Below are 23,504 nucleotides of genomic sequence, written 5' to 3'. Positions count from 1 at the left end.
ATGGTTACTGGTTACACGTTACGGGTGACAGGTTACGTGTAACGATTAAAGATTTCGTTTTAATAAAACAGATTCTGTTTGTTCTATAAGTTTTTTATTCCTGGTTAAACTTTGATTATGTTGCCTGTAATAAAATAAGTGTTCCGGTACCGATAATATTTTCCTCTTTTCTTTTATTTTCAAAAATAAATCCAGTCCATCTCTACAGGTCACATGACTTGAATATCCACCAACCTCTAAAAGTGTTTTCCTCTTTATTAATGAACATGCACCATGTGGTTCTGTATCTTCAAGTGAAATATAAAAAGGTTCCATTCCCCGGTTCTTTTTATCGGTAACTTCGCCGGACTGGTTTGTCAGGTAATAGCCGGGAATAATCCAGTCGGTATCGGGATAATTTTCAGCATAACGACATAATATTTTTAATGCATCAGGATGCAATATATCGTCAGCATCAAGCCTGATTAGATAATACCCGGAACTTATTTCGACCGCTTTATTTGCCGATGCAATTAAGCCATAATTTTCCTGATAAACAATTTTTATCTGAGGATGAGTCTGAGATAAATTTTGGAGTATTTTTCTGCTCTTATCAACTGAACCGTCATCAATTATGATAAATTCAAAATAAGTAAAAGTTTGATCTAATACAGATTGTATGGCCTCTTCAAGAAATAAACCATAATTATGATTTAACAGATAGAGTGAAATTGGAGGCATTTACTTAAACCGGTTCTGATAATCGGGATTTTCCTTCATTATTTTTACACTTTGAGGATAGTTTTCGATGAACCATGTTAAAAACAGATGTAAATCAATTTTATCCTTAAGCATTAACATCCTGCTGTTTTGATTAAAATGTTTTAGTTTATCATCGTTCAGTAAATCTGTTATCCGGTTTAGCAATTGATCACTCTGTGTTGGCAGATAACCAAAACCTAACTGATATGTGTTTTCCAGTTCTTTCAAATAACCTATTCTTCCAACAAAGTCATTAAAACGAATAAAGGGAATACCCAGTACACCCGCTTCAGCAGCCATTGTTTGACTATCCCCGATATATAAGCTCGCAAAAGATATAACGTCATGCATATCCAACGTATCGATATTTATTCTGTATGGTTCAAACTCGGGTGACAATTCTCTTTCAGAAGTAATATAAACCTTGCCATGAGGTTCCAAAATTTTTATTATTTCTTTGGAAAGTTCTGCATTAAGACCTTTTATCCCTTTGTCATGATGTGCAGTTAGTTTAGCAAACCGCATAATAAAATAAGTATCAGTGACCGGAAAATATTTTTCAACTACTTTTTTTTGTGGCGTAAAATGATTGGGATGCAAATATGCCAGTTCCTGATAACCGGAATACTTAATCGCTTTTTCATCCCATTTACCGGAATTACAGCTGGAAGGATTTAATATTACGGATGCCCACGGATAACTTAACTTAGCATAGAGAGGTACCACTTCAGCATCATCTTCATTTACATTTATACTTGGAATTCCCAATATCTTAGTCATAAAGGAATTTTCCACACTTGTTCCGACTAAAAGATCAGGTTTAAGTTTTTTATAAAATCTGAACAGGCGCCATGATCTTTTAATCATCCCTACCAACAATCCTGTTTTACTGTCTTTTCTGCCTTCTGAAAGAATATTGATATATGTAAGGCCTGCTTCCTCCAAAAGCTTTTCCAGAATATCCTTTTTTTTAATCAGTATGGTAGTATCATGCGTCGCAGATAAGGATTTTATGACGTTCTTAAATAAATGAAAATGGGCAGGATGTCCGAGGTAAAAAGCAATTTTCATTTTTTCTCGTATATTTTTGAAAGGGCTGCAAACATCCATGCATCAGACCACCTCATAAACGAATTATGAATTACATAATTCTTAAACATTCTGAATTTAAAGCTCCCGTTACTTTTTTGCATTTTATTGATCGTCCACAGTGCAATATTTTTTGCAATTTCCATATCGCCAAATCGACTTGTAGTCAGTATAATCTGAGATGCCGCGGTACAATCAACAGGATATTGATTATAATCATAAAAAGCAGGAATCTGATCGTCTATGATAAAATGCTGTATGAAATATTCATAACCATTTTTAATGAAGGGATTATACTTATTAACACCTGTCAACTTTTGAAAATCGTCAAGACAATCCAGAACATACCCCGTATGATAGCTATCGGACCAATCTCCTTTATTGGCTAAGGCGTATGGCCAGGAACCATTCTCATTTTGATGCGACACGACAAAATCGACTGCTTTTTCACCAAGGTCTCTTAGGTTTACATTTTGGGTTAGTTTGTAAGCCTGTGCCAGAATTCTAACACCTTTCATTGAAGCATTAAAAACAGTTTGACGATCGAAAGGCGAATACGAAAAACAAATGCCATCTGCGAATGTAGTTCTTTTTAAATCTTTAGTTACAAAGGCCGAAGCACTGACCACCAGATCAGCTGCTTTTTTTATCCCTGTCTTTTCATTAGCAATATATAAAGCATTGGTAATTATTCCGGTTGCAACAACTGTTGGTTCCAAAGAAGGAATCCTTGCATACCTTGCTTCCCAATCAAAATTATATCCCCAACAGGCACCTGAATATCCTTCAGGAATTAGCATTTCTAAATTTTCAATTAAGGCTTCAATTTTATTAAAATGTTGCTGTTTATTTTTCTTATCATGTTCATAAAGATACGCATAGGCCTGAATACATAGCCCAAGGGTAACCGGATTTATGCCTTTTTTAATGAACAGCAGGGGTCTTAAATTCAGCGGAAAACGTTTTACCAGTTGTTGAGAGCCAAAACGTATTAGCTTATTACTTTTTAAAACCGGTAATTTAAATAAGGGCGAGTTTAAGGCATCATATGGATCGTAACCCCTGTAATTCTGTGATTCAATATAGTTTTTAAGTTTTAATAATGCCTCTTCAATCATTCCTCATCAATTTGAATCTTTCTGTTTTCATTAATGCTTTGAACAGCTTTTAATGTAGCCAGAGTGCTTAAATAAGATTCCTCAAAGGAAATAGGACATTTCCCTTCCATAATTGAAGTTAGAAATGTTTGAACGCAATGCCTGTGCCCTTTATCCACACTTTTATATTTTGTATTGATCACCTTTTTACCAAATATTGAGAGTTCCTTAAAATCATCTATTCTCCCGACAACGCCTGCGGAATATACTTCAATATACTCTTTCCTGACTTCTTTGTTTCCATTGGCAAAATAATTTACAGATGCTATACTACCATCTTTCATTTTTAGGTTTATCGCAACTGTATTATTCAAATCATTTGGATCTTTCATGGTCTCGGCAGACACAGAGATAATGGATGAACTGGATAAAAACATAGCTAAATCAATAAAGTGACAGGCTTCTCCAATAATACGTCCTCCTCCAATTTCCGGATCATTAACCCAATGCTCTTTCGGCATAATTCCTGAATTAACCCTGATCACAATTGATTTAGGTACATTATCACTAAAATGCTTTTTTAGTTCCTGAACAGCCGGCGCAAATCTTCTGTTGAATCCAACCATTACATTACCCTGCGACCTGTCAAAGGATTTCTTAATATCCTTCAGCTCCTTGAAATTCATAGCTAAAGGCTTTTCAACAAAGACGTTCTTATTTTTTGTAAGCGCTTCGATGACATATTGTGCATGCAAATTATGCCGGGTTGTAACAAAAACCGTATTAATCGTTTCATCCCCGAGTAATTTATCAGCTGATTCGGCACAATAGTTAAAGCCATACTTGTCTCCCACATATTTTGCAGTATTCCCTCGTGAAGTAGCAACACCAATAAAATTGCATTTGTCCTTCATGGCTGGTAAAAGTGTTCCCTGTGCAAAAGTGCCGGCACCAATAAAACCAACATTTACCTCATCTACCGAAATGGTATCGCTCCTCAGTAATACGTCCTTATTTAAAGTACTCTCTAAATCATAATTAATCAGAATTCCTGAATATGGTTCTGATTTTGAAAGTATTAAATCGTATGCATCAGGCGAATCAGCTAAGTCAAAGGTGTGGGAAATCATAGAACTTATATTTATTCTATTGTTCTCCAGAAGTCTTATGTAACTCTGCATATTACGGTTTTCTGTCCAGCGTACGTAACCAACCGGGTAGTCCTGTCCTTTTTCTTCATAGTTTAAATCAGATCTTCCGGGGCCATAAGAACTTGACATTACCAACTCGAGTTCTTTTTTATAATAATTTTCTCTGCTAAAGCCTGTTGGTACTGCACCTACAACAACTATCCTTCCTTTTTTGCGGGCTACTTTACCGGCAAATTCTACCGGATCAATGGACGAAGTTCCGGCTGTAATGATAACAGCATCAATCCCAATACCACCTGTAAATGCTGAAATAATTTCTTCAAGTCCATCCTGAGAACGATTATATACGCTGTTTAATCCGGCTTTACGGGCTAATGTAAGTTGTGTTTCTGAAACATCTATACCGAGCGGATTTATTCCGGAAGCTTCCATTATTTTGTAGGTCAGCTGCCCAATGATCCCCATTCCAATAATTAAGCAGTTCTCACCAAATCTTAAGTTGGATTGCCTGATCCCCTGTATGGCAATAGACGCAAGTGTGGAAAATGCAGCTTGTTTTAAATCTACAGATTTAGGAACCTTTACAGCCAGGTTTACAGGAACAGATATGACATCGGCATGCGATGCTGTATTTCCACCACAAGCTACCCAATCACCAACCTGATACTCGTTTACCCCTTCACCAACAGCAATAACTTCTCCGGAAGTACTATAGCCCAGGGCAGAAGGTGCTTCCAGCTTATTCATAACAAATTTATATGTTGGCAACAATCCGTTACTTTTTATCATCGAAATAACCTGTTTAACTTCTTTTTGGCGAGATCGTGCTTTGGCGATATATCCTTTTCTTGCATCAGTCACCGTTTTGCCTTCTGTGCCGGAGCTAATTACGGAATAATGGTTTCGTACCATGATATAGCCCTTGTTTAATGCTGGAAACGGCACTTCAACAATTTCCATTTTACCCGATTTAAGTTGTTGTGTGAGTTGTTTCATTTAATTTCCAATATTTTTCTAAAAACAGTTGAATAATTTTCAACCATATTTTTAGCTGTAAACTTATTATTATACAGACTCTTACTATTTTCTCCCCATTTCTTTAATTCCAAAGGATTATCTATAAAAAAGCTTATCTTCCGGGCAATAATATCTGGCTCCGGATCTTTCAAAACAAAACCATTAAATCCATCTTGTACGGATTCACTGATTGCTCCCCGGTCCGTTGTAATAATTGGCAAACCCATTGCCATTGCTTCCAGTATTACAAGTGGATGACCTTCCGGCATTTTTGGTGTAAAAATAAATAAATCACTTGTTGCCAATTCTGCATATTTATGTTCACCATAGAGTGGACCTTTAAAATCTACATCCAAATGATTTTTGTTTACGATATCTAAACAGAATTCTTTAGTTTCATTATCTCTCCATTCTCCAATTACTTTAAAGACAATCCTGTCTGCATCTATTTTTTCCAATGATTTAAAAATCTCTTTAATGCCTTTTGTGGCCTGTAAATTTCCGAGATACGTTAAAACCAATTTGGAATTTGCATTGGATTTACCTTTCGTTTTCTCCGTTATACGAAAATTTATACCGTTTGGAACAGCAAAGATTCTATCTTTTGGCAGATATTTCTCAAAGATAAACTTTAGATTTTCGCCTAATACAACGGCCGAATCAGCACGTCTAATAATATGTTCACTATATCTCTTTACAGGTTTGCTACTATTAGATAGCCAGTTTAACCAGTTTGAACCATGTAAAACGAGAATCGTTTTTGAATAAATAGAACTTATATAAACAAAAACAGAATCCTTTAGAAAACCGACAGTTGCCTGACTTATAGGAACCATTACTAAATCAGGTTTATTTTTTTTCAGGTATTTAAAAAACTGAAAATACAATTGAACATTTAAAAAGATCTTTTTAATGGATAGTTTGCCCAAGGTTGATAATTGTTTGTGAATGTTGTTATTAAACCAACACATTTTAAAATCATCGGGCCACAATTGTTTTTGCAGAGTTTCGTACCAAACGGTTGTTCCATAATACGGGGGTGGCTCCTTACCAACTATCAGCACTTTATATTTAGTCATAATATTTTAAAATACCTTTTGGCAAAGTTAGATATGCAAATGTGGTAAATATAAAATTATTAAACCCAGGATAAAAAGTAGGCACAGTAGAAAGTGAATACAAGATAAAAGTCAATAAGGATGAATAAAACAAAAATTTATCCCTTTCATTCAAGAACCTTATTCGCTTAAATATATTAAATATGAAAGATAGATAAAACAGGAGTCCGAAAATTCCGGTAAGAAATAGAATTCTCAAAAAATCATTATGAGGTGTAATCCCAACCATGTGAAATGAAAACCTTAAATTATATGGATAACCAAAAAAATAAGAAAAAGTGTTTCCATTTTTATATTCATCCCATAACCATATCCATCTTGATCCCCTACCATGAAACAACTGTGCTTCATCTCTCACACCCTCTGCAACTTCTATTTCTTTTTCTACCTTTTCCGACATTACTTCTTCATAGAAGTTTCCACCAAAAGTTAGAATAAATCCAATATAAACGAACAAAGCAATAAATGACAGTTTCTTGTTGGTTCCTGAATTTGTCAATAAAAATACAATTGAGATACCTATAAATACAGCAATGGAAGCAAGATGTTTAATAGCCCAAAGAGCAGAAATTATGGCTAAAACTGATACGATAAGTACTAATGGATTAATGTTGAACTTAAATAATTTTTTTTTGCTTCTGGATTCAATAAAAAAGTATATTAGTAATATAAATGCAAAGTTTGCATAAAACCCATAGTTAACAATATCCGCATAACTGCTACCAAATCTTAAGTTAAACCCAAATTCAAAAATATCATATAAGAACCATCCAACAACAAAGATCATTGAATATAAGAAGCTTGTTAATACCCCTATTAAGTCTACTTTGTTTTTAATTAAAACCCTTAGAAAAAAGAAAATAAGTACAGGGTACGTTAGCTTAATAAAGAAATTTAGAAATACTACCAGACTTGAAGAAAATATTAATGTAAATGATGAAAATATAACAAATATACCCCATATTTTAAATGAATTAAACTTCTTTAGTTTATTGGTTTTATATCTTACTAATGCAAATATTGAAAAAACAAATGTCAATAATCCAATCCAATACAATGGAGATAGTACAACAGATATTTCTTTAAAAAAATAAAAAGGTTCAATGATTGGTCTAATAATTATAAAAAAAACAAACCATTTTTTTAAAAAAGGCATTTTTCGAAACCATCTGTAAAACTCCTTAAATCTCATTATCCAAATAAGAAATTAATTGCTTAAAACCAGATATAAAATTCTCCAAACTTGCTTCTGAGTTTATAGTATCAAAAGCTTCTCTCTGCATTTCACCAAGTTTTTGAGGATTATTTAGTATTTCTAAAATGGTATTCCTGATATCATGGATATTGTTATTTACTATTCTTCCATTCATATCGTTTTTCAAGTATTCAATTTCAGGACTATGATCCGGACCGTAAGTTGTTATTAACGGACAAGAGAATGCAAAAGCATGAATAATAGATAGTCCGACATAACCCAACATTACAAATAAATCAGAACAAAATAGATACTTTGAAAGTAATTCCTCATCGTAGATCTGACCATGGTAGTGAATATTTTCAGATGTAGCAGCTTCATGCTCCACAAAATTTTTCTGTGGTCCATCTCCAATTATATGCAGAGCAATATCAAGGTCTTCATTCAATAGCTTAAAAACTTCAAGCATTAAATCAATTCCCTTGTTTTCCAATAACCTACCAACAAAGATTAGATTATATGTTTTATTAAAGCCATTTTTAATTTTAAAATCTTTAAGATCAGTTTTTTTAAGACGATTATTAATGTCAATTAATTTATTCGTATTCAAAGTGTTACTTGCAACAAATGTCTTTTCACAATTCATAGGGAATTTTCGAATAATTTCTGCTCTATCACGGGAATAAATTAATAATGCATCCGCTTTTTTATGTAAATACTTTATGAGTTTACCTCGAAAGCCTAAATACGGATTTGAAACATTATATTTAACACCGTGCCCCCAAAGAGCCAATTTAAAACTTAAAAAGTATTTTAAAATTATTATTAGCCATAATGTTAAAAAACTTGGAGAAGCTTCACAAACAATAAGTTCCGGTTTTATTTTCCTTATTAATTTAAGTGGCCATTGCAATATTGCTGTATTGCTTTTCCCAAACTTGTATGCAGGAACTTTTATAAACAAATCATCTTTACTTTTTTGTTCATACAGAAAAGATGCATGTTTGAGTTGACTATACATCACATTAATCTTTACCTCCTTATTTAATTCGGTAAAAATATCCTGCCTGTACTTGGGTAATACTCTTTGAACAATAAGTACTTTCATTTTAACTATTTACTATAACAAAAAACAGTTTCTTAAATACTGATATTTTATCAAATTTTTCTGGTATTACTTTATTTGTATTTATGCTTAAACCAATATAAGATTTAAATTCATTTCTCATCAAAGGGGCTCTGTTATGTAATCCTGTTAAAAATGATTTTATGATTTGAGTTGGCCAGAGTTTTAACCAGTTCAATAATACCTTATATTTAAATGCCTGGTAAGGATGTTTAATTATGATTTTTAAAACATACAATGACAAATAGATCCACGGCCAAAATATTGTTTTATTGGTCAGGTTATTTTTTTGCCGGTTAACCAGTTCAACAGCCCTATTTCTGTTTTTTTTCTTTTCATGCCATAAAACAACCGAAGCGTCATGAATAACGTAGTAGTTATTTTTTAGCATATTCATTGATAAATATCCTTCCTCTCCTCCGTAAAAATAAAAAGGAGGATATAATCCGGTTTTAGCATACATACTCATTCTGTGCATGGAAATACCACCATGAAAAAAAGGTAATATCTTTTTATCAGGTTTAATTGAAATGTTATCAGTAATCTCATTCTCACGTGTAAATTCTATAACCTTTCCACTTACAACCCCTATTCTGTCATCAGTTGTAATACTATTATAAGCATTTTCAAGGGCGTATTTATCTAAAACCCCATCATCATCTGCATATAATATGAATTCGCCATTTGCCCACCGGCTACCCAGTGTCCTTCCATAAGGACAGCCATAATTTTCATCTAATTTATATGCATTTATATTTGGATAATTGGCCTTTACATATTCATAAGAGCCATCACTGGAATCATTATCTACAAATAGGATCTCCAAATTTTTATACGTCTGATTTATTATGGATCTTATAACCCTATCAAGGTATTGCTTACGATTCCAGTTTAATATAAAAACAGTTATTAGAGGTTGCTCTGACATTTAACTATTAGCTAATATACTCCTATAATATCCTTCTAATGAATCAACAATTTTATCTGTTGAGAAATGTTTCATACAATGCTTATATCCTTTTTCTGCTAACTGAAAGTTATAATCCTTGTCAATAATTAACTTTTCGATCTTATTTTTTAGTTCTTCATGGTCTTCTGGGTTAACCAATATACCATTTTCACCATCATCAATTAATTCTGGACCAGAAGCCCGTTTTGTGTATATCAATGTCCGTTTTCTTGACAGAACTTCCAAAGCAGCCATGCTAAAGTTTTCAAAATATGATGGTAAAATGCACAAATACGACTTGTCTATTTCATCTACTAATTCTTCATCCGAAACAAATCCTAAAAACTTTACTTGTGACTTAACATGAGGTGTTATTTCATTTTCAACTTGTATTTTTTCACCGGTTCCAATTATGATTAATTCAAATTCTGAATGCTTTAGTGAGATTTCATTAAATGCTTTTATTAAAGTAAATATTCCTTTTGTTTTTGTTAATTTACCAAAATAAAGTAACCTGTTACTTTCTAAATTTAAAGGCTTAACCAGTTTTTTATTAAAACTAATTGGATTATATATCTTATCAATTTTTGATTTAACATTTAAGTGTTTTTTTAAAAATTGGCTGGAAAAATCACTTGTACTTAATATAAAATCCGCGTTACTTAAATAGTTAATATCATTTTCTAAAAGTGTATTATTGATAGAACCATTCTTGAAATAATGTATAAAAGATGCAGAACCGTGGATTCTGAATGTTGTTTTTTGTTTATAAGAAGCATACTTAATTTTAAACTTTAATAACTTATTAAATATATTGTAATCAACAAATTCAATTATATCGGTTTTATTCTTATCGGCTAAATCTTTTATATAACCTTCCTGCTTTCTAATTGCGCCCTTAATAATGAAATGTTCAACATAGATTTTTCTTAAAAAAAGCTGTATAAAACGGGAAAATCTTAGACCAAAATACCTTTTATATCGGTTATAAGTTAGATTATGAATTTCAACATTATTGATTATTGTTTTGATTGGTCGTTTATCCTTATTAAGGTAAGGATAATAATAATCATAAGACCCAATAACAATAACACGGTGTCCCCTTTGAGTTAGCTCTTCTGCAACTATCTTTGTTACTGTACCTACACCACCATTCTTAGATGGTGGATACTCATTACAACAAAATATAAAATTCATGGATTAATGTTGCTGAATGACTTAAATACTGATAATGGTGATAATACATAATAAAACACTTTGAAATATTTGTTTTTAAGGATTAAAGGAATTAAGGTGTAAAAGATAAACCTGTCATATGCGTAATAAGGCCTATATTTCAACAATGGAATGAATCTATATTTAAAAAATATCTTTTTCATATATAAATGCATTCTCGGCAAACTGGAACTATTAATTTCAGACTTTCTGTACATGACGGTTTCCTTATCAAAAAAGTAAAATTTATAACCTTTCTGGGAAGCTTTCAACCAAAACGGATAGTCCTCAATTCCCTTTATTGATTCGTCAAACAAACCAATCTCATAAAATACAGTTGCTTTAAAAAACGATGTTGGTGCAATTAAAAAGTTCCTTACTAATAAAACTTTATATTGTTCTTCATTATCAATATTGTAATATCTGTAATTTTCTTTGAAATAAAGATCTTCAATTATTTGTTTTTCCCCATTTAATGCTTTAAAGTATAGCTGCTTCGAAAACTGGATTTTAATCTTTGCATTTTTTACTGTATTGTCAATATTATTTTTTATACAATCTTTCAGTAATAAATCATCGCCACCAATAAATTTTATCCATTCACCTTTTGCTGCCTTTATTCCACGATTACAATTTGCTGGAACTCCAGTATTTTTCTCGGTGGTAATTAGTCGAGTTTGTATAAACCATTTTTTATTCCTCAATAACCAGGTTTCACATGTACTAACGGTTTTATCAGACGAACCGTCATCCGTTATAATTAATTCAATTTTTTTATATGACTGTTGTTTTACACTCTCTAAAGTTTCCAATACATAATCCAAACTATTATATGTTAAAACAATAACCGATACGAGAGGATCATGAGTTTTATTCATTTTTCTATTTAATCGTTTAATATAAATTTAGTTGTATTAAAGTAAAACAAGCATCTATTTACATTTATGATTAGATTGAATAATCAATTTTATAGTTATCTCTTAAATAATCTGTTTGATCTTTCAATTCAATTCTAATTTGGTCCAAAACTTCAGTGGATACTATATTTACCTTATCTTGTTTTAAAATGATGTTTTTTGTTTTATTTAACAAAATCTTGTATAAACCTTTAAACCGTTTTAAGAATCTTATTTTGTTTAGTTTTAAAACTCTAGTTACAAACATGAATAGTTGACTAATATTTATATTTGAATTTGTAATTATTTTTTCATTTTTAAGGATTTTAGAATTAATATTACTAAAAGTAATTTTGGTTGGGGTGTAACCTATAATCTTAGTAATATCAGTAATATCATTTTTAATAATATCTTCGAACTTAATCAAATTTATACGTGTTTTACTAAATTTATCGATACAGAAACTTAAAAATTCTTTATAATAATAAATTCGCATTGCATCATCCTTTAAAGCAATATCTAAAAAACTTCCACGCTTTTTTAATATTGCATAAAGTTCCAAATAATATGAAAACATTGCTGATGCAGGTTCTCGCACACTAATAATTATGCTAAAATCTAGTCCTTTTAATATTAAAGATAAATTTTGTAATTTTTCTCGCCATGTAATACTAGCACTTGTAACGACAAGCATTTCTTCTGAAATTAATAAATCATATTTATCTAATTTATGTTTCAGCAAAGACTTGGTCTGTTCTATTTCAGTTCCTGTATTAACAGAATTCATAAATTTATAATACAATATATCTTGTTTCTTATCTCTTGGATGTTGAACTCCTAGATATTCTAGTTTTTCAGAAACAATCTTATTGAAAAGCTCAACTTGTAATGTACTTGTTGCAGTTTTAGGTAAACCGATGTGAACATACAATTTACCCATGCTTAAAATTCGTTGATAAGTTTGGAGATTTCAATTACTTCGCTTTCATTTAGGTGTTTACCAATTGGTAAACTCAGGCATTCAGCAGCACATTGTTCTGTTATTGGATAACCACGGTTGTTAAATGTAAAATTGGAATAAGCCTTTTGAATATGCGGTGGTATTGGATAATGGATAAGTGTTTGCACGCCTTTTTCCGTAAGAAATTTTTGTAACCTATCACGATTTGTATTACGAATAACAAAAAGATGCCAAACATGTGTTTGCTCAAGTTCTGCAGGCAAGTATGGCAATATAATTGATGTATTAACAATATTATTCAAATATAATTTTGCGAGGTCACGACGATACTGATTATCTTCATCTAAGCGCTGTAATTTCACACGTAAAATGGCTGCTTGAATTTCGTCCAAACGAGAATTTAATCCCTGATAATCGTTTACATATTTTTTAGTATTCCCGTAATTGCCTAATATCCGTATCATGGAGGCTAACTCCTCATCATCAGTTGTAACTGCTCCTCCATCACCCAAAGCACCTAAGTTTTTCCCTGGATAGAAACTATGTCCTGATGCATGTCCTAATGATCCTGTTCGTTTGTCTCCGTAAAAGCAACCATGAGCTTGTGCATTATCTTCAATGAGCAATAAATTATATTTTTTAACAATTCGTTCTATTTCTTTATGCATAGCATTTCTACCATATAAATGAACTAATAGAATTGCTTTTGTTTTAGAAGTAATTGCATTTTCAATTAAAAAGGGATCTATGTTAAATGTATCTACTGAAGGTTCGACGATAACTGGTTTAAGTCGATTATCTGAAATTGCTAATATTGATGCAATGTATGTATTTGCTGGTACTATTACCTCATCTCCTTCATTTAAATAACCCAATTCTATATAAGCCTTAAAAATAAGCCTTAGGGCATCAAGTCCGTTAGCTACCCCAATGGCATATTTTGTCCCTATAAAATCTGCATATTCATTTTCAAAGGCTTCATTTTCCTTTCCCAATAAATACCACCCTGAATTTATTACACGTTGAACTGCTTCAGATAAATCAGGTTCATAAGTTGCATTAATAGTTTTTAAATCCAGAAATTTAATCATAACATTTTACGCATAAAAAGAGCATCATGATTCTCATTAATTGTCAGAAATCCTTTACGTTCATATAATTTTATTGCCCGTTTGTTATCATTTACTACTTTTAACCATATACTTACGAGTTGTAATTTTTTTGCCTCCACTATCATTCTATCTATTATGGTTTTTCCAATTCCTTTTCCCCAATACTCTTTCTCTCCAATATATCCCCAATACTCACAATCGAGTTCAGTTATGCTCTTTAATCCACAAGAACCTACAGGAATTTTATTATATTCAATACCCCATATCATATAGTCTTTTTTTTCTTTTAGATTTTTATACCATATTAACTGCTCTTCCTTAGTGAAATCAGATGCATCAGTTAGCCTTTTTATTTCAATATCATTTAACCAACGCCAGGAAAGTTCGAGATAATTTAAATCAAAACTTACAAGTTTAACCACTAGATATACTCTTTTATAAATGTCAACTTTTGAGAAATATTTGAACCTATACCTTCTTTAAAATCACATAAACCATAATTGGGGATGGAGTTTTCTGTTGATGGTCCAATATCAACTATTTGAATGTTTTCATTACTGTAATGTTCAAAAACCTTAAAGGATAAATAATTCATCGTCTTTAGGGATGAATACTCCGGATTATCGCCCCAATAAACAACCTGAACAACTTTTTCAGTTACCTTAAACACAATTGCAGCAGCTATATAGCTGCCTTCATATTTACATAAAAAGGTATCAATACAAATTACTTTGGAAGTTTCCAAAATTTGATTCATAGTCATTCGTAATGGAAATCCCCTTTCCCTTCGGTTAAAAGCTATAATATTATATGCGACCTCTAAGTTCTTTGAATCCTGACTATAAACTACATTAAAATCGTTTGAACTAGCTATCTTTAAATTCTTCTTTGCATTTCTCCATAAAACTGAACTATAATCCTTATTAAATAAGGAAGTATTGAAGGAATAATTTAAGTCAATCTGTGTGATTCTAAAATTGGCTCGAAATAAACAATTCACCTGCTTTGAAATAACGTCCTCATTATAAATAGTCGGCGGTAGTGTTATTCTAACTGACTTAAATCTTTTTTTTTTGCCCCACTCTAATAAAGTTCGTAAAGTATCATCTAATATTGATAATTTAATATTATTATTTAAAAATGTAAATCCACCAAATGGAGCGGAAAATGGTGAAATAAGATTATTGTTCTTTTCACCCAAAATAAGACCTGATCTAAATTTAGAATCTTTAAATAATAAGTAATATAGCCTATTTACTTTATTTTTATTTAATTCTGAAAAATCTGGTGAATTAAATACATGATAATTATTACGAAAGATTTCATCGTATTCACTTGAAGTAACTTCTTCAATATTCATTTTTAAAAATTTTGAATGAATTATATTCTCTAATATAATCTTTTTCGTCATATTTTTCTGATGCCAAAACCATACAAGTAGCTCCTGACGAAAATTCAAAAAGCTCTCTCCAGATACCCGATACTATCAATAAGCCATAATCTGGGCGGTTTAATTTTACTACTTTTTTATTAGTACCATCATCCAACAAGACATCAAAAGAACCACCAACAGCAATAATTAACTGATAAAGTTTTTTATGAGCATGCCCTCCTCTTGCTTCTCCACCTGGTACGTCGTATAAATAATAGACACGTTTAACATCAAATGGAACGTTTGTATTGCCTTCTACAACGGTAATGTTACCAGCTCGGTTCTGTACCTTATTAAGGGGTAAAACTACGCAATCATAAACACTACTTTTCATTTTGCCTAAGTTTTAAAAAGTCTTCATAAGCACGTAAATAATCTTTCTCGTCAAATTGTGTCGAACTCAATACAAGAGCTAAAGAATTGGTTGAAAAGTTCTGCATTTGTCTCCAGTATCCTGAAGGAATATACAATCCGTAATAGGAGCGGTTAAGCTGATATACTTTTTTTTCTTTTCCATCATCCACCAAAACATCGAAGCTTCCGGATAACGCCACAATAAATTCCTGTTGCTTTTTAAAAGCATGTCCTCCCCTGGTCTGACCGCCAGGCACATCATAGATCCAATACGATCTCTCTATTTTAAACGGAATATGATTATTCTCTTCTATGAACGACAAATTTCCTCTTGGATCTTCAATTTTAGGTAACTGTATTATTTCGGATTTCTGTTCCATTTTGTAAAATTAAGTAATTTACGCCTTAAGATAAATTTCAAGTTGCGTTCTTTTGAGTTCTTCTTTTATTTGTGAACTGATTGCATTTGGCAACTCATTTTCCCAGTTTAAATCATTATCTTTTATTCTGTAAACTGAATAAGAATTGTCCGAATTATGGATGCTACGACTTGCTGTAATAAAAGAACTGGTTTGTTCTGGCACTTCCAGATCACAGAAATTAAACAACTGTTCCACTGCGTTCTGAGTATTCTGCAGTAAACTGTCATATTTCAGAAGATAAAATCGCTCAGGAAATTCAGCGTTTAATTTATGAAAAAGAAGGGTTACTTCTTTCCATTTTTCAAACCCATTAAATTCTTCCGGTTTATCAGCATTCTTTTTTGGTGCACAGCGCCACTCATCCTTTATTTTCCATCCTTCATTTTTTCTGAATTCCTTTGGTGCTTTTATCCAGGAGTTGATGACCGCACAGGGATTTCGTACAAGACCAATAACTTTAATTTCAGGATCTGTTTTAAGTAAGTTTTCTAAAATATGATGATACCTTACTTCTTTATAGACAATATGGGTAGGTTCATTTTTGGTAAACTCTGGAACCAATTTATTAGAAATTGCTTCTTTTTGAAGTACCAATGAATCTTTCGTGTTCAGTATATCTTCAAAAAATGTGTTTATATCATCAAACGAGGATTTCGGCCTGAGCTGACTTTTATGCGTATAAGAGAACAGCGGCTGAAACCGATAGGCAACGTTCGGATGAGAATCAAAAATACTGCCTAACCAGGATGATCCAGAACGAGGAACACTATGTATGGCTATCCGTTTCACACCAATTTATATTTTTCGAGCATATTAATGATTTCTTTCCGCTTATTGAACATTAGAATATCAATGATTGATAAACCGGGAATAAATCCAGTATCAAACTGCGTATAAACAGGGAAACTTGATTTCAAAAAAAACAAGTCTATACCCTTATGCATAAAATCATGCTTATTATAAAGATTCTGGCCACCAATCGGGTTTACATAAACTGCTGCACCATTCAATCGACATATTTTTTTTAGTCTTTCTGTTTTTTCCATACCTGCTGTATCACCATACATAAGGGAACTGGTTTCAAATTCGCAATCGATACCTAAAAATTCACAAACTTTTATAACTGAATGAATTGCCAATTCCGATATAAAGTTTGTATTATGGCACAAAATAGATTCTATCATTGGAAATATTTTGTTATAAAAAGGCGCTTTAGTATAGCTCTGTTGTATGGTTTTCAACAATTTCTGCCTGTTTTGACCTATTTCTATATCTTTGATCAGCTTATTTGAACTGGCACCGATAAGATTCAGAGTAAGCAGTTTTTTTTCACCCTTCACGAGAATATTATTCCTGTTGATCCATCCCCCCTTGATATAATTTACGTCATCGTAAAAAATGAACTTATCTACAGCATAAATAAGCTGAAAATATGCAAGGTAGGGAAACAAATATGGTTGCATTACAGCTAATTTCATAAGATCATGATTTATTCATTACGGGAAACTTTTCTCTTACCGGTCTTTTTCGTACAAAAGTACACAACCGCCTATAACTGGCTTTTTCTGCTACATTTATAATCAATAAATCATTGGTTCGATCCTTAAAATAAGCGTTTACATTCGTAACATGATTGGTATAATAATCAATCAGCATCTGATTATTGTAGGGATCAGACTCGGGAGTTTTAAATAATATCCTGTTACTTTCCCATGGCCTTCCCTTGTAGATATAAGTGGCATTCTGCAAGTCTTCCTTAGTTGGTATCCTTCGACCATCTGCCCATATTCGGGAATGAAAACGTGTAATAGATTCGTACCATTGGTCAGGATTATCCCTAACGGTTAAAATAAATTTACTGCCCGGAAATTGCTGATCCAGATATTTATAGGTGTCGGGAAAACTGAATGGTGCATCCTGAAATACCTGTGCTGTTTTACACAGCTTAAACAGTGAACTAAACTCCTGTTTTGCATAATCGTGTAATAATTTTTCACCTTCTCTCTGATCTCCAACGATAAAACCAAGTTCTTTCATCACAAACTCAAAGGATGTTGTCCCGGTTTTGTTTAGTCCAATACAAAATATTTTAGGTTTATTCTTTATTCTTAATTTGTGAAATTGATTTACAAAATATCTTTTGATGAACCTTAAATAGTCATTATAAATACATGCTCTTTTGCGCGGATTCACGTTTTACCTGACTTTAATTTTTTTAAATTAACAAGTAAATCATTAAAACTATCTTTATTAATTAATCGGTTCAATAATATAAACCCTACACCAAAAATCATTATTTGAAGTGTCAACGTATATTCTACTGAAAGTTCTAATTTCAAAGGAATTAATGTTATTAGCACCAGTAAAGAAGTTGAAAGAAATATCCGTTTTAAATCCATCAACTGACTTATAAATCCATAATTAAATATTTTTCGTGAATAGTAGCTATTTATTAAAATGGACAAAAGTGATACAAAAACTTCTCCAACCACTATAAATAACACACTAAAGTTCATCATTACAAATAAATTGAGCAGTCTTAAGCCGTTTTTAATTATTGTAATTCTCAAATTTAAATCAGACCTTCCATATGCAACAAGTGCCTGAACATTCATTAAATTCCATGGATATAACATTCCTATAATGCAAAGTAATTGCAAGTATGGAACAGATGGCAGCCATTTATCAGTAATCATAACAATTATAATTGGCTTTGCCATTACTGCTAATCCGGCCAATACCGGAAAACTTACAAAACTCATTAAAGAAAATGATTTTCGCATTAACTGTAGATATTTCTTACTATCATCTTTAACCTTTGAGTAAATTGGAAAACTAACTCTTCCAATAGTTGAAGTTAACAACGAGACCGGAAGAATTTGGTAACCTTTAGCCCTTCTGTAATATCCAAGATCTGCTGCACTAAAACCTTTACCTATAACCAAAGAATAAATGTTATCGGAAACAGTTGAAAGTAAGCTCGAAGCAAGTAATTTTGAACCATAACCCCATAAAGGTTTAAGCTCCGGTAAACTAAAACTAAGTTTTGGCCGCCATTTATGAAAAATCCATAAACCTGCACTTTGCCAGAATGACTGTACAATTCGCTGAAAAACCAAAGCCCAAACACCAAAACCATACAGTGCAGCACCAATACCAACAATCCCTGAAACAATTTTTGATGTCAGCGTTAAACGAAACTGTGTTTTAAAATCCAGTTCTTTGGTTAAAAGGTTAAGATGTATTGAACCCAGTGCTTGTAAAACAAGCGTTAAGCCAAGTACACGTGTTATATCAGTTAATATTGGTTCTTCATAAAAGTTTGCGATATAGGGTGATAAAAAATAGAGCAATACAAATACCAAAATGCTTACAATCAGATTTAGCCAAAAAACAGAACTTTCTTCAATAATGTTGGTTTCCTTTTTATTTATCAGGGCTAAACCAAATCCGCTATCAATAAATACATTGGAAATGACAATAAAAACAGTGATCATTCCAACTAAACCAAATTCTTCCGGAGTTAGAATTCTTGCTAATACAATTCCAATTATAAACTGCAAACCCTGATTACTGATTCTGTCAAGAGCCGTCCAGAAAATACCTTTATATGCCTGTTGTTTTAAAGTTGACAATTTATTTAAATGAAAAATGAATGGTTAATAATGAACAATTAAAATGTCGTTAATCGTATTTATTTTCAATTGATTAAAGGTTTGGTATAATGAGTCACCTGTAACATGTAACATGTACCCAGTCACCTGTTTGTATGCGAAGCAATAATATCACAAACGAAATCCACAATCTCCAGATCCAGATCCGGATAAATGGGCAGACAAATCACCTGACTTGCAAGCTTCTCGGCTTCAGGCAGATTTGATGCATGTGAAGAAGGCCGGTTCTGGTAAGAATCCAGCCAGGAAATCAGTGGATAAAAATAGCGTCGTCCGTAAATGTTTTGGTCTTTTAACTTTTGATATAATGTATCTCTATCCAGTGGGTAGTTCTTTTCCAAAAAGACAGGGAAGTACGCATTGTTATGGTCCACTCCTGCCATTTCGTACAAAAAACGGAGCCCGCTGATCCCTTTAAGATTTTTCCTGTAACGCTCTGCAATGGTTTGTCTTTTGTGCAAAATCTCTTTAAAATGATTTAACTGGAGCAGGCCCATCACTGCAGAAAATTCATTCATTTTGGCGTTAATGCCTGTGCCGATGATGGTGGTCTCTCCGTCGAATCCAAAATTCTTAAGATGATCAATTTTAGTTTTCATCTCTTCGGTATGACAGGCAATGGCGCCACCTTCGAAGGTATTGAAGAGTTTGGTAGCATGAAAACTCATAACAGAGAGGTCGCCATACTGCATGATACTCTTCTCATTTACTTTAACCCCAAATGCATGGGCTGCATCGTAAATAATTTTTAAGTTATGCTTATCTGCTACCTCTTGCAATCCTTTTACGTCGCAGGGATTGCCATATACATGTACCGGAAGAATGGCAGTTGTATTTGGCGTAATAGCATTTTCAACGGCTTCCGGATCAAGGTTACCATAAACCGGGTCCACATCGGCAAATACAGGTGTCAGGTTGTTCCATAATAGCGTATGAGAGGTAGCTACAAATGTATATGGTGTTGTAATAACTTCACCTTTTATATTAAGCGCTTTTAATGCAATTAATAAAGCCAGTGTTCCATTGCTGAATAACGATATATACTCCACATCCAGATAATCTGCCAGTTTTTGTTCCAGTTCCTGGTGAAATGGCCCCTTATTGGTCAGCCATTTATTTTCCCATATCTGTTTAAGATAAGGCTCCACTTCTTCAAGTGGTGGAAGAAACGGTTGTGTGACAAGTATTTTTTCCATTACTATATTCTAATGCTTTCCTTCCATTAAACTACGTACTATCAATTCCAATCCTTCTCTAAATTTAAGTTTTGGCTCCCAGCTTATTTCACTCTTTATCAATGATATATCAGCTACAACATCATTAATCTCATTGTTTCTTCTTTCACCTGTTTCAATAATCATTTTATTCAACCCAGTAATATCCTGTATAATTTGAATGATTTCTCCGACACTATACGACTTGCCTGATCCAACATTGTATATTTTAAAACCATTCAATCCCAATGTTGACATAATACAGTTAATAAAATCATCGATATATAGATAATCCCTTTTGGGGGTTAAGTTTTGAATTGTTACTTCTTGTAAAGCAGGGTTTAATATTTGACCCAGGATGGTAGGGATTAAAAAATGTTGAGATTGTCCATAACCATATATATTAAAGGGTCGAAGAACTGTAACATTTACTTTAAAATGCTGGTTATAAAACCGACATAATTCCTCACCTAACAACTTACTGTGATTGTAGGGTGTGTTAGGTTTTACAGGGTGTAACTCGTTAATAGGTAATTGCTCAGGTAATCCATAAACATAGGAGCTGATATAGGTCAGGGAACAATTTTTTATTCGGCAAATCTCAAGTATTGCCTCTGTTCCCAGTGTATTTGTCTTATAAAATTCATACGGATTTTTCCAGCTTTCCGGAACAAACGTTCGGGCTGCCAAATGAAAAATATGATCCAGATGACCATTGGGTTCTGGAATCTCAGTTATATCGCCTTGTTCCACGTCAAACTGTAAGACTTCATGCCCCCCTTCTTTAAGGTTTTTACATAAACGTTGTCCCACAAAACCATTTGCGCCAGTAACCAATATCCTCATTCTACTGGAAGAAATTTAGACCTGTTTTCATTAAAAGTTTCCATCGCTATGGCATAATCGTCAGGACGGCCAATATCCAGCCAATATGCATCAACCGGAACAACTTTTACATGCTGATGGGTTTCAAGCATCTTATACATCAAATGATCAAATCCATATGCTGTATCTTTTGGAATCATTTCCAATACGGAGCGATTAATGAAATACATACCTGTACTTACCTGGTAAGTATTGGTGGGTTTTTCTGTAAATGTTTTCAGATAACCAGTTTCATTTGTCTCAAGAATTCCGTATTCCACCCTATCAAATCGTTTTTTCGATAAGATGGTAAATTGTTCTTTGTTATGGCAATGTTGTTCGTAAAATGATGCAAAATCAATATCGGAGAGGATATCTCCATTCATCACGAGGAAGTTTTCAGGCAAATCTTTTATTAGTTTTAATGGCCCCATTGTGCTTAAAGGTTTATCCTCCAGTGAGTAATCAATTTTAAGGTTCCATTTCTCCCCTTTACCGAAAAACGCCTTAATAATTTCCGCCTGATGATTAACTGCCATTGTAATATGATTAAATCCATAATACTTCAACTGTCTAATGATTATTTCCAGTATAGGTAGTTCCCCAACAGGCACCAGGGGTTTTGGCAGGACATATGTAAATGGTTTTAAACGTGTTCCTTTTCCACCAGCTAGTATTACTGCTCTTTTCTCAGCCATTACAAATTATATATTCCGGATTTAAACTTTGCAAGGTTTTCCTTCACACTATACCATCCACAAGTATCTTCTAATCCTTTGCGGATATCGAACTCAGGCTCCCAACCAGTCAGATTCCTTATCAATGTATTATCACCCCATAAGCGAAATACCTCTGATTTAGCCGGGCGAATCCGGTGTTCTTCTGATACAAATTTTACATTTGAATTTAATATCTCCCGTATGGTATCCAAGGTATCCTGCATAGAAATTTCATAGTTTGATGCTATATTTATTTCTTTACCGATGGTTTCATTTGTTTCTGCAAGTGCAATAAACCCCTTGCATGTATCTTTGACAAAATTAAAGTCACGTGTTGGTGTAAGATCACCCAACTTTATTTCATTTGCTCCATTAAGTATCTGCGTAATAATAGTTGGAATAATTGCTCTTGCTGATTGTCTGGGGCCATAGGTATTAAAAGGCCTGGCAATAGTTACCGGCAAATTAAATGCATTGTAAAAACTCATAGCCATGGCATCAGCACCAATTTTAGAAGCAGAATAAGGTGACTGTGGTTGTTTGGGATGCATTTCATCAATGGGTACATATTGTGCGGTGCCGTAAACCTCACTTGTTGAAGTATGTATAACCCTAATGTTACCGTTTCCCTTTGCCGCCTGGCAAATGTTAAGGGTTCCTTTTACATTTGTATCAACATAACTATCTGGTGCATTATATGAATATGGAATTGCAATTAAGGCTGCTAAATGAAATATAACATCCACATCTTTGGTAATTATTTTACAAAAATGAGGATCTCTTATATCACCAGATATTATTTCCAACTTATTATTTGCAGGAATATCTTCCAGCCAGCCCCAGTAATTAAAGGAGTTATACTGACTTAAAGCTTTAACTTTATACCCTTTTTTCAGTAACTCCTCAGTTAAGTGTGATCCAATAAAACCATCTGCACCAGTAACAAGGGCACTTTTTTTCATCTTCATTATATAGTTAAAAGACTTTGATAATATTTTAAAACAGTATTATTCCAAATTAAGAACAATTGTGTAACTAACAGCATCTTCATCGATTACATTATTGAATTACTATATCTATTAAATAAATAACATTAGGACTTTCTCCAATATCCAATTGCATTATCTCTAAAACGATTGAATAGAATATCATAAAATT

Annotated in this window: 24 protein-coding genes; all 24 read right to left on the bottom strand. The window is 32.7% G+C overall.

Translation table 11 applies throughout. From position 1 onward, the window contains the following. Positions 1 to 45: 45 nt before the first annotated feature. The gene (locus tag ACE1EF_RS02605) at positions 46 to 720 is read right to left on the bottom strand and encodes a glycosyltransferase family 2 protein (RefSeq protein ID WP_375719051.1); all 675 of its coding nucleotides are present in this window, start codon (positions 718 to 720) and stop codon (positions 46 to 48) included. Next, positions 721 to 1,812 (bottom strand): DUF354 domain-containing protein, encoded by a 1,092-nt coding sequence (locus ACE1EF_RS02600; protein WP_375719050.1) that lies wholly within the window; start codon positions 1,810 to 1,812, stop codon positions 721 to 723. Beyond that, complete coding sequence (locus tag ACE1EF_RS02595) at positions 1,809 to 2,948, bottom strand: pectate lyase (protein ID WP_375719049.1); 1,140 nt, start codon at positions 2,946 to 2,948, stop codon at positions 1,809 to 1,811. Before ACE1EF_RS02595 ends, ACE1EF_RS02600 begins: the two co-directional genes overlap by 4 nt. Next, positions 2,945 to 5,074 carry a bi-domain-containing oxidoreductase gene (locus ACE1EF_RS02590; RefSeq protein ID WP_375719048.1) on the bottom strand — a complete coding sequence of 710 codons (2,130 nt, stop codon included), beginning with the start codon at positions 5,072 to 5,074 and terminating at the stop codon, positions 2,945 to 2,947. The genes ACE1EF_RS02595 and ACE1EF_RS02590 overlap by 4 nt, the downstream gene beginning before the upstream one ends. Then, on the bottom strand, positions 5,071 to 6,174 hold the full coding sequence (locus tag ACE1EF_RS02585; RefSeq protein WP_375719047.1) for a glycosyltransferase family 4 protein: 1,104 nt from the start codon (positions 6,172 to 6,174) through the stop codon (positions 5,071 to 5,073). Before ACE1EF_RS02585 ends, ACE1EF_RS02590 begins: the two co-directional genes overlap by 4 nt. Next, entirely contained in the window at positions 6,167 to 7,405 is a 1,239-nt protein-coding gene (locus ACE1EF_RS02580; RefSeq protein WP_375719046.1) for a hypothetical protein, read from the bottom strand. Before ACE1EF_RS02580 ends, ACE1EF_RS02585 begins: the two co-directional genes overlap by 8 nt. After that, positions 7,395 to 8,516, bottom strand: a complete 1,122-nt coding sequence (locus ACE1EF_RS02575; protein WP_375719045.1) for a glycosyltransferase family 4 protein — start codon at positions 8,514 to 8,516, stop codon at positions 7,395 to 7,397. The genes ACE1EF_RS02580 and ACE1EF_RS02575 overlap by 11 nt, the downstream gene beginning before the upstream one ends. 1 nt (position 8,517) lies before the next feature. Continuing rightward, the gene (locus ACE1EF_RS02570) at positions 8,518 to 9,462 is read right to left on the bottom strand and encodes a glycosyltransferase family 2 protein (protein ID WP_375719044.1); all 945 of its coding nucleotides are present in this window, start codon (positions 9,460 to 9,462) and stop codon (positions 8,518 to 8,520) included. Beyond that, a complete protein-coding gene (locus ACE1EF_RS02565; protein ID WP_375719043.1) occupies positions 9,463 to 10,680 on the bottom strand; it encodes a glycosyltransferase family 4 protein in 1,218 nt (405 codons plus the stop codon). After that, positions 10,677 to 11,576 (bottom strand): glycosyltransferase, encoded by a 900-nt coding sequence (locus tag ACE1EF_RS02560; protein ID WP_375719042.1) that lies wholly within the window; start codon positions 11,574 to 11,576, stop codon positions 10,677 to 10,679. The genes ACE1EF_RS02565 and ACE1EF_RS02560 overlap by 4 nt, the downstream gene beginning before the upstream one ends. 70 nt (positions 11,577 to 11,646) lie before the next feature. Then, on the bottom strand, positions 11,647 to 12,534 hold the full coding sequence (locus tag ACE1EF_RS02555; RefSeq protein WP_375719041.1) for a hypothetical protein: 888 nt from the start codon (positions 12,532 to 12,534) through the stop codon (positions 11,647 to 11,649). 2 nt (positions 12,535 to 12,536) lie between these two features. Next, positions 12,537 to 13,646, bottom strand: coding sequence for a DegT/DnrJ/EryC1/StrS family aminotransferase (locus ACE1EF_RS02550; RefSeq protein WP_375719040.1), 1,110 nt, complete (start codon positions 13,644 to 13,646; stop codon positions 12,537 to 12,539). Beyond that, positions 13,643 to 14,089, bottom strand: coding sequence for a GNAT family N-acetyltransferase (locus tag ACE1EF_RS02545; RefSeq protein ID WP_375719039.1), 447 nt, complete (start codon positions 14,087 to 14,089; stop codon positions 13,643 to 13,645). Before ACE1EF_RS02545 ends, ACE1EF_RS02550 begins: the two co-directional genes overlap by 4 nt. Further along, positions 14,089 to 15,027 (bottom strand): hypothetical protein, encoded by a 939-nt coding sequence (locus tag ACE1EF_RS02540; RefSeq protein WP_375719038.1) that lies wholly within the window; start codon positions 15,025 to 15,027, stop codon positions 14,089 to 14,091. Before ACE1EF_RS02540 ends, ACE1EF_RS02545 begins: the two co-directional genes overlap by 1 nt. Continuing rightward, the gene (locus ACE1EF_RS02535) at positions 15,017 to 15,433 is read right to left on the bottom strand and encodes a sugar 3,4-ketoisomerase (RefSeq protein WP_375719037.1); all 417 of its coding nucleotides are present in this window, start codon (positions 15,431 to 15,433) and stop codon (positions 15,017 to 15,019) included. Before ACE1EF_RS02535 ends, ACE1EF_RS02540 begins: the two co-directional genes overlap by 11 nt. Further along, entirely contained in the window at positions 15,423 to 15,833 is a 411-nt protein-coding gene (locus tag ACE1EF_RS02530) for a sugar 3,4-ketoisomerase (protein WP_375719036.1), read from the bottom strand. The genes ACE1EF_RS02535 and ACE1EF_RS02530 overlap by 11 nt, the downstream gene beginning before the upstream one ends. A gap of 18 nt (positions 15,834 to 15,851) precedes the next feature. Further along, positions 15,852 to 16,664 (bottom strand): sulfotransferase, encoded by an 813-nt coding sequence (locus ACE1EF_RS02525; RefSeq protein ID WP_375719035.1) that lies wholly within the window; start codon positions 16,662 to 16,664, stop codon positions 15,852 to 15,854. Continuing rightward, on the bottom strand, positions 16,661 to 17,353 hold the full coding sequence (locus ACE1EF_RS02520) for a WbqC family protein (RefSeq protein ID WP_375719034.1): 693 nt from the start codon (positions 17,351 to 17,353) through the stop codon (positions 16,661 to 16,663). Before ACE1EF_RS02520 ends, ACE1EF_RS02525 begins: the two co-directional genes overlap by 4 nt. 4 nt (positions 17,354 to 17,357) lie before the next feature. Next, positions 17,358 to 18,068 carry a sulfotransferase gene (locus tag ACE1EF_RS02515; RefSeq protein WP_375719033.1) on the bottom strand — a complete coding sequence of 237 codons (711 nt, stop codon included), beginning with the start codon at positions 18,066 to 18,068 and terminating at the stop codon, positions 17,358 to 17,360. Beyond that, on the bottom strand, positions 18,065 to 19,510 hold the full coding sequence (locus tag ACE1EF_RS02510) for a lipopolysaccharide biosynthesis protein (protein WP_375719032.1): 1,446 nt from the start codon (positions 19,508 to 19,510) through the stop codon (positions 18,065 to 18,067). Before ACE1EF_RS02510 ends, ACE1EF_RS02515 begins: the two co-directional genes overlap by 4 nt. Before the next feature lie 122 nt (positions 19,511 to 19,632). After that, positions 19,633 to 20,745, bottom strand: a complete 1,113-nt coding sequence (locus tag ACE1EF_RS02505; protein WP_375719031.1) for a DegT/DnrJ/EryC1/StrS family aminotransferase — start codon at positions 20,743 to 20,745, stop codon at positions 19,633 to 19,635. Positions 20,746 to 20,754: 9 nt separating this feature from the next. After that, positions 20,755 to 21,609, bottom strand: a complete 855-nt coding sequence (locus ACE1EF_RS02500) for an NAD-dependent epimerase/dehydratase family protein (protein WP_375719030.1) — start codon at positions 21,607 to 21,609, stop codon at positions 20,755 to 20,757. After that, positions 21,606 to 22,325 carry a sugar phosphate nucleotidyltransferase gene (locus tag ACE1EF_RS02495; protein ID WP_375719029.1) on the bottom strand — a complete coding sequence of 240 codons (720 nt, stop codon included), beginning with the start codon at positions 22,323 to 22,325 and terminating at the stop codon, positions 21,606 to 21,608. The genes ACE1EF_RS02500 and ACE1EF_RS02495 overlap by 4 nt, the downstream gene beginning before the upstream one ends. Then, positions 22,325 to 23,308, bottom strand: a complete 984-nt coding sequence (locus tag ACE1EF_RS02490) for an NAD-dependent 4,6-dehydratase LegB (protein WP_375719028.1) — start codon at positions 23,306 to 23,308, stop codon at positions 22,325 to 22,327. Before ACE1EF_RS02490 ends, ACE1EF_RS02495 begins: the two co-directional genes overlap by 1 nt. Positions 23,309 to 23,504 lie beyond the last annotated feature (196 nt).

This window comes from Quyinboa sediminis, assembly GCF_042219855.1.
Taxonomy (GTDB): Bacteria; Bacteroidota; Bacteroidia; order Bacteroidales; family UBA5342; genus JBHJHP01.
This window is presented reverse-complemented; position numbering and strand designations above follow the sequence as displayed.

Bases quoted from the DNA above. Each gene is read 5' to 3' on its own strand.
- ACE1EF_RS02605 (WP_375719051.1), bottom strand. From the start codon at position 720: ATGCCTCCAATTTCACTCTATCTGTTAAATCATAATTATGGTTTATTT.
- ACE1EF_RS02600 (WP_375719050.1), bottom strand. From the start codon at position 1,812: ATGAAAATTGCTTTTTACCTCGGACATCCTGCCCATTTTCATTTATTT.
- ACE1EF_RS02595 (WP_375719049.1), bottom strand. From the start codon at position 2,948: ATGATTGAAGAGGCATTATTAAAACTTAAAAACTATATTGAATCACAG.
- ACE1EF_RS02590 (WP_375719048.1), bottom strand. From the start codon at position 5,074: ATGAAACAACTCACACAACAACTTAAATCGGGTAAAATGGAAATTGTT.
- ACE1EF_RS02585 (WP_375719047.1), bottom strand. From the start codon at position 6,174: ATGACTAAATATAAAGTGCTGATAGTTGGTAAGGAGCCACCCCCGTAT.
- ACE1EF_RS02580 (WP_375719046.1), bottom strand. From the start codon at position 7,405: ATGAGATTTAAGGAGTTTTACAGATGGTTTCGAAAAATGCCTTTTTTA.
- ACE1EF_RS02575 (WP_375719045.1), bottom strand. From the start codon at position 8,516: ATGAAAGTACTTATTGTTCAAAGAGTATTACCCAAGTACAGGCAGGAT.
- ACE1EF_RS02570 (WP_375719044.1), bottom strand. From the start codon at position 9,462: ATGTCAGAGCAACCTCTAATAACTGTTTTTATATTAAACTGGAATCGT.
- ACE1EF_RS02565 (WP_375719043.1), bottom strand. From the start codon at position 10,680: ATGAATTTTATATTTTGTTGTAATGAGTATCCACCATCTAAGAATGGT.
- ACE1EF_RS02560 (WP_375719042.1), bottom strand. From the start codon at position 11,576: ATGAATAAAACTCATGATCCTCTCGTATCGGTTATTGTTTTAACATAT.
- ACE1EF_RS02555 (WP_375719041.1), bottom strand. From the start codon at position 12,534: ATGGGTAAATTGTATGTTCACATCGGTTTACCTAAAACTGCAACAAGT.
- ACE1EF_RS02550 (WP_375719040.1), bottom strand. From the start codon at position 13,646: ATGATTAAATTTCTGGATTTAAAAACTATTAATGCAACTTATGAACCT.
- ACE1EF_RS02540 (WP_375719038.1), bottom strand. From the start codon at position 15,027: ATGAATATTGAAGAAGTTACTTCAAGTGAATACGATGAAATCTTTCGT.
- ACE1EF_RS02535 (WP_375719037.1), bottom strand. From the start codon at position 15,433: ATGAAAAGTAGTGTTTATGATTGCGTAGTTTTACCCCTTAATAAGGTA.
- ACE1EF_RS02530 (WP_375719036.1), bottom strand. From the start codon at position 15,833: ATGGAACAGAAATCCGAAATAATACAGTTACCTAAAATTGAAGATCCA.
- ACE1EF_RS02520 (WP_375719034.1), bottom strand. From the start codon at position 17,353: ATGAAATTAGCTGTAATGCAACCATATTTGTTTCCCTACCTTGCATAT.
- ACE1EF_RS02505 (WP_375719031.1), bottom strand. From the start codon at position 20,745: ATGGAAAAAATACTTGTCACACAACCGTTTCTTCCACCACTTGAAGAA.
- ACE1EF_RS02500 (WP_375719030.1), bottom strand. From the start codon at position 21,609: ATGAGGATATTGGTTACTGGCGCAAATGGTTTTGTGGGACAACGTTTA.
- ACE1EF_RS02495 (WP_375719029.1), bottom strand. From the start codon at position 22,325: ATGGCTGAGAAAAGAGCAGTAATACTAGCTGGTGGAAAAGGAACACGT.
- ACE1EF_RS02490 (WP_375719028.1), bottom strand. From the start codon at position 23,308: ATGAAAAAAAGTGCCCTTGTTACTGGTGCAGATGGTTTTATTGGATCA.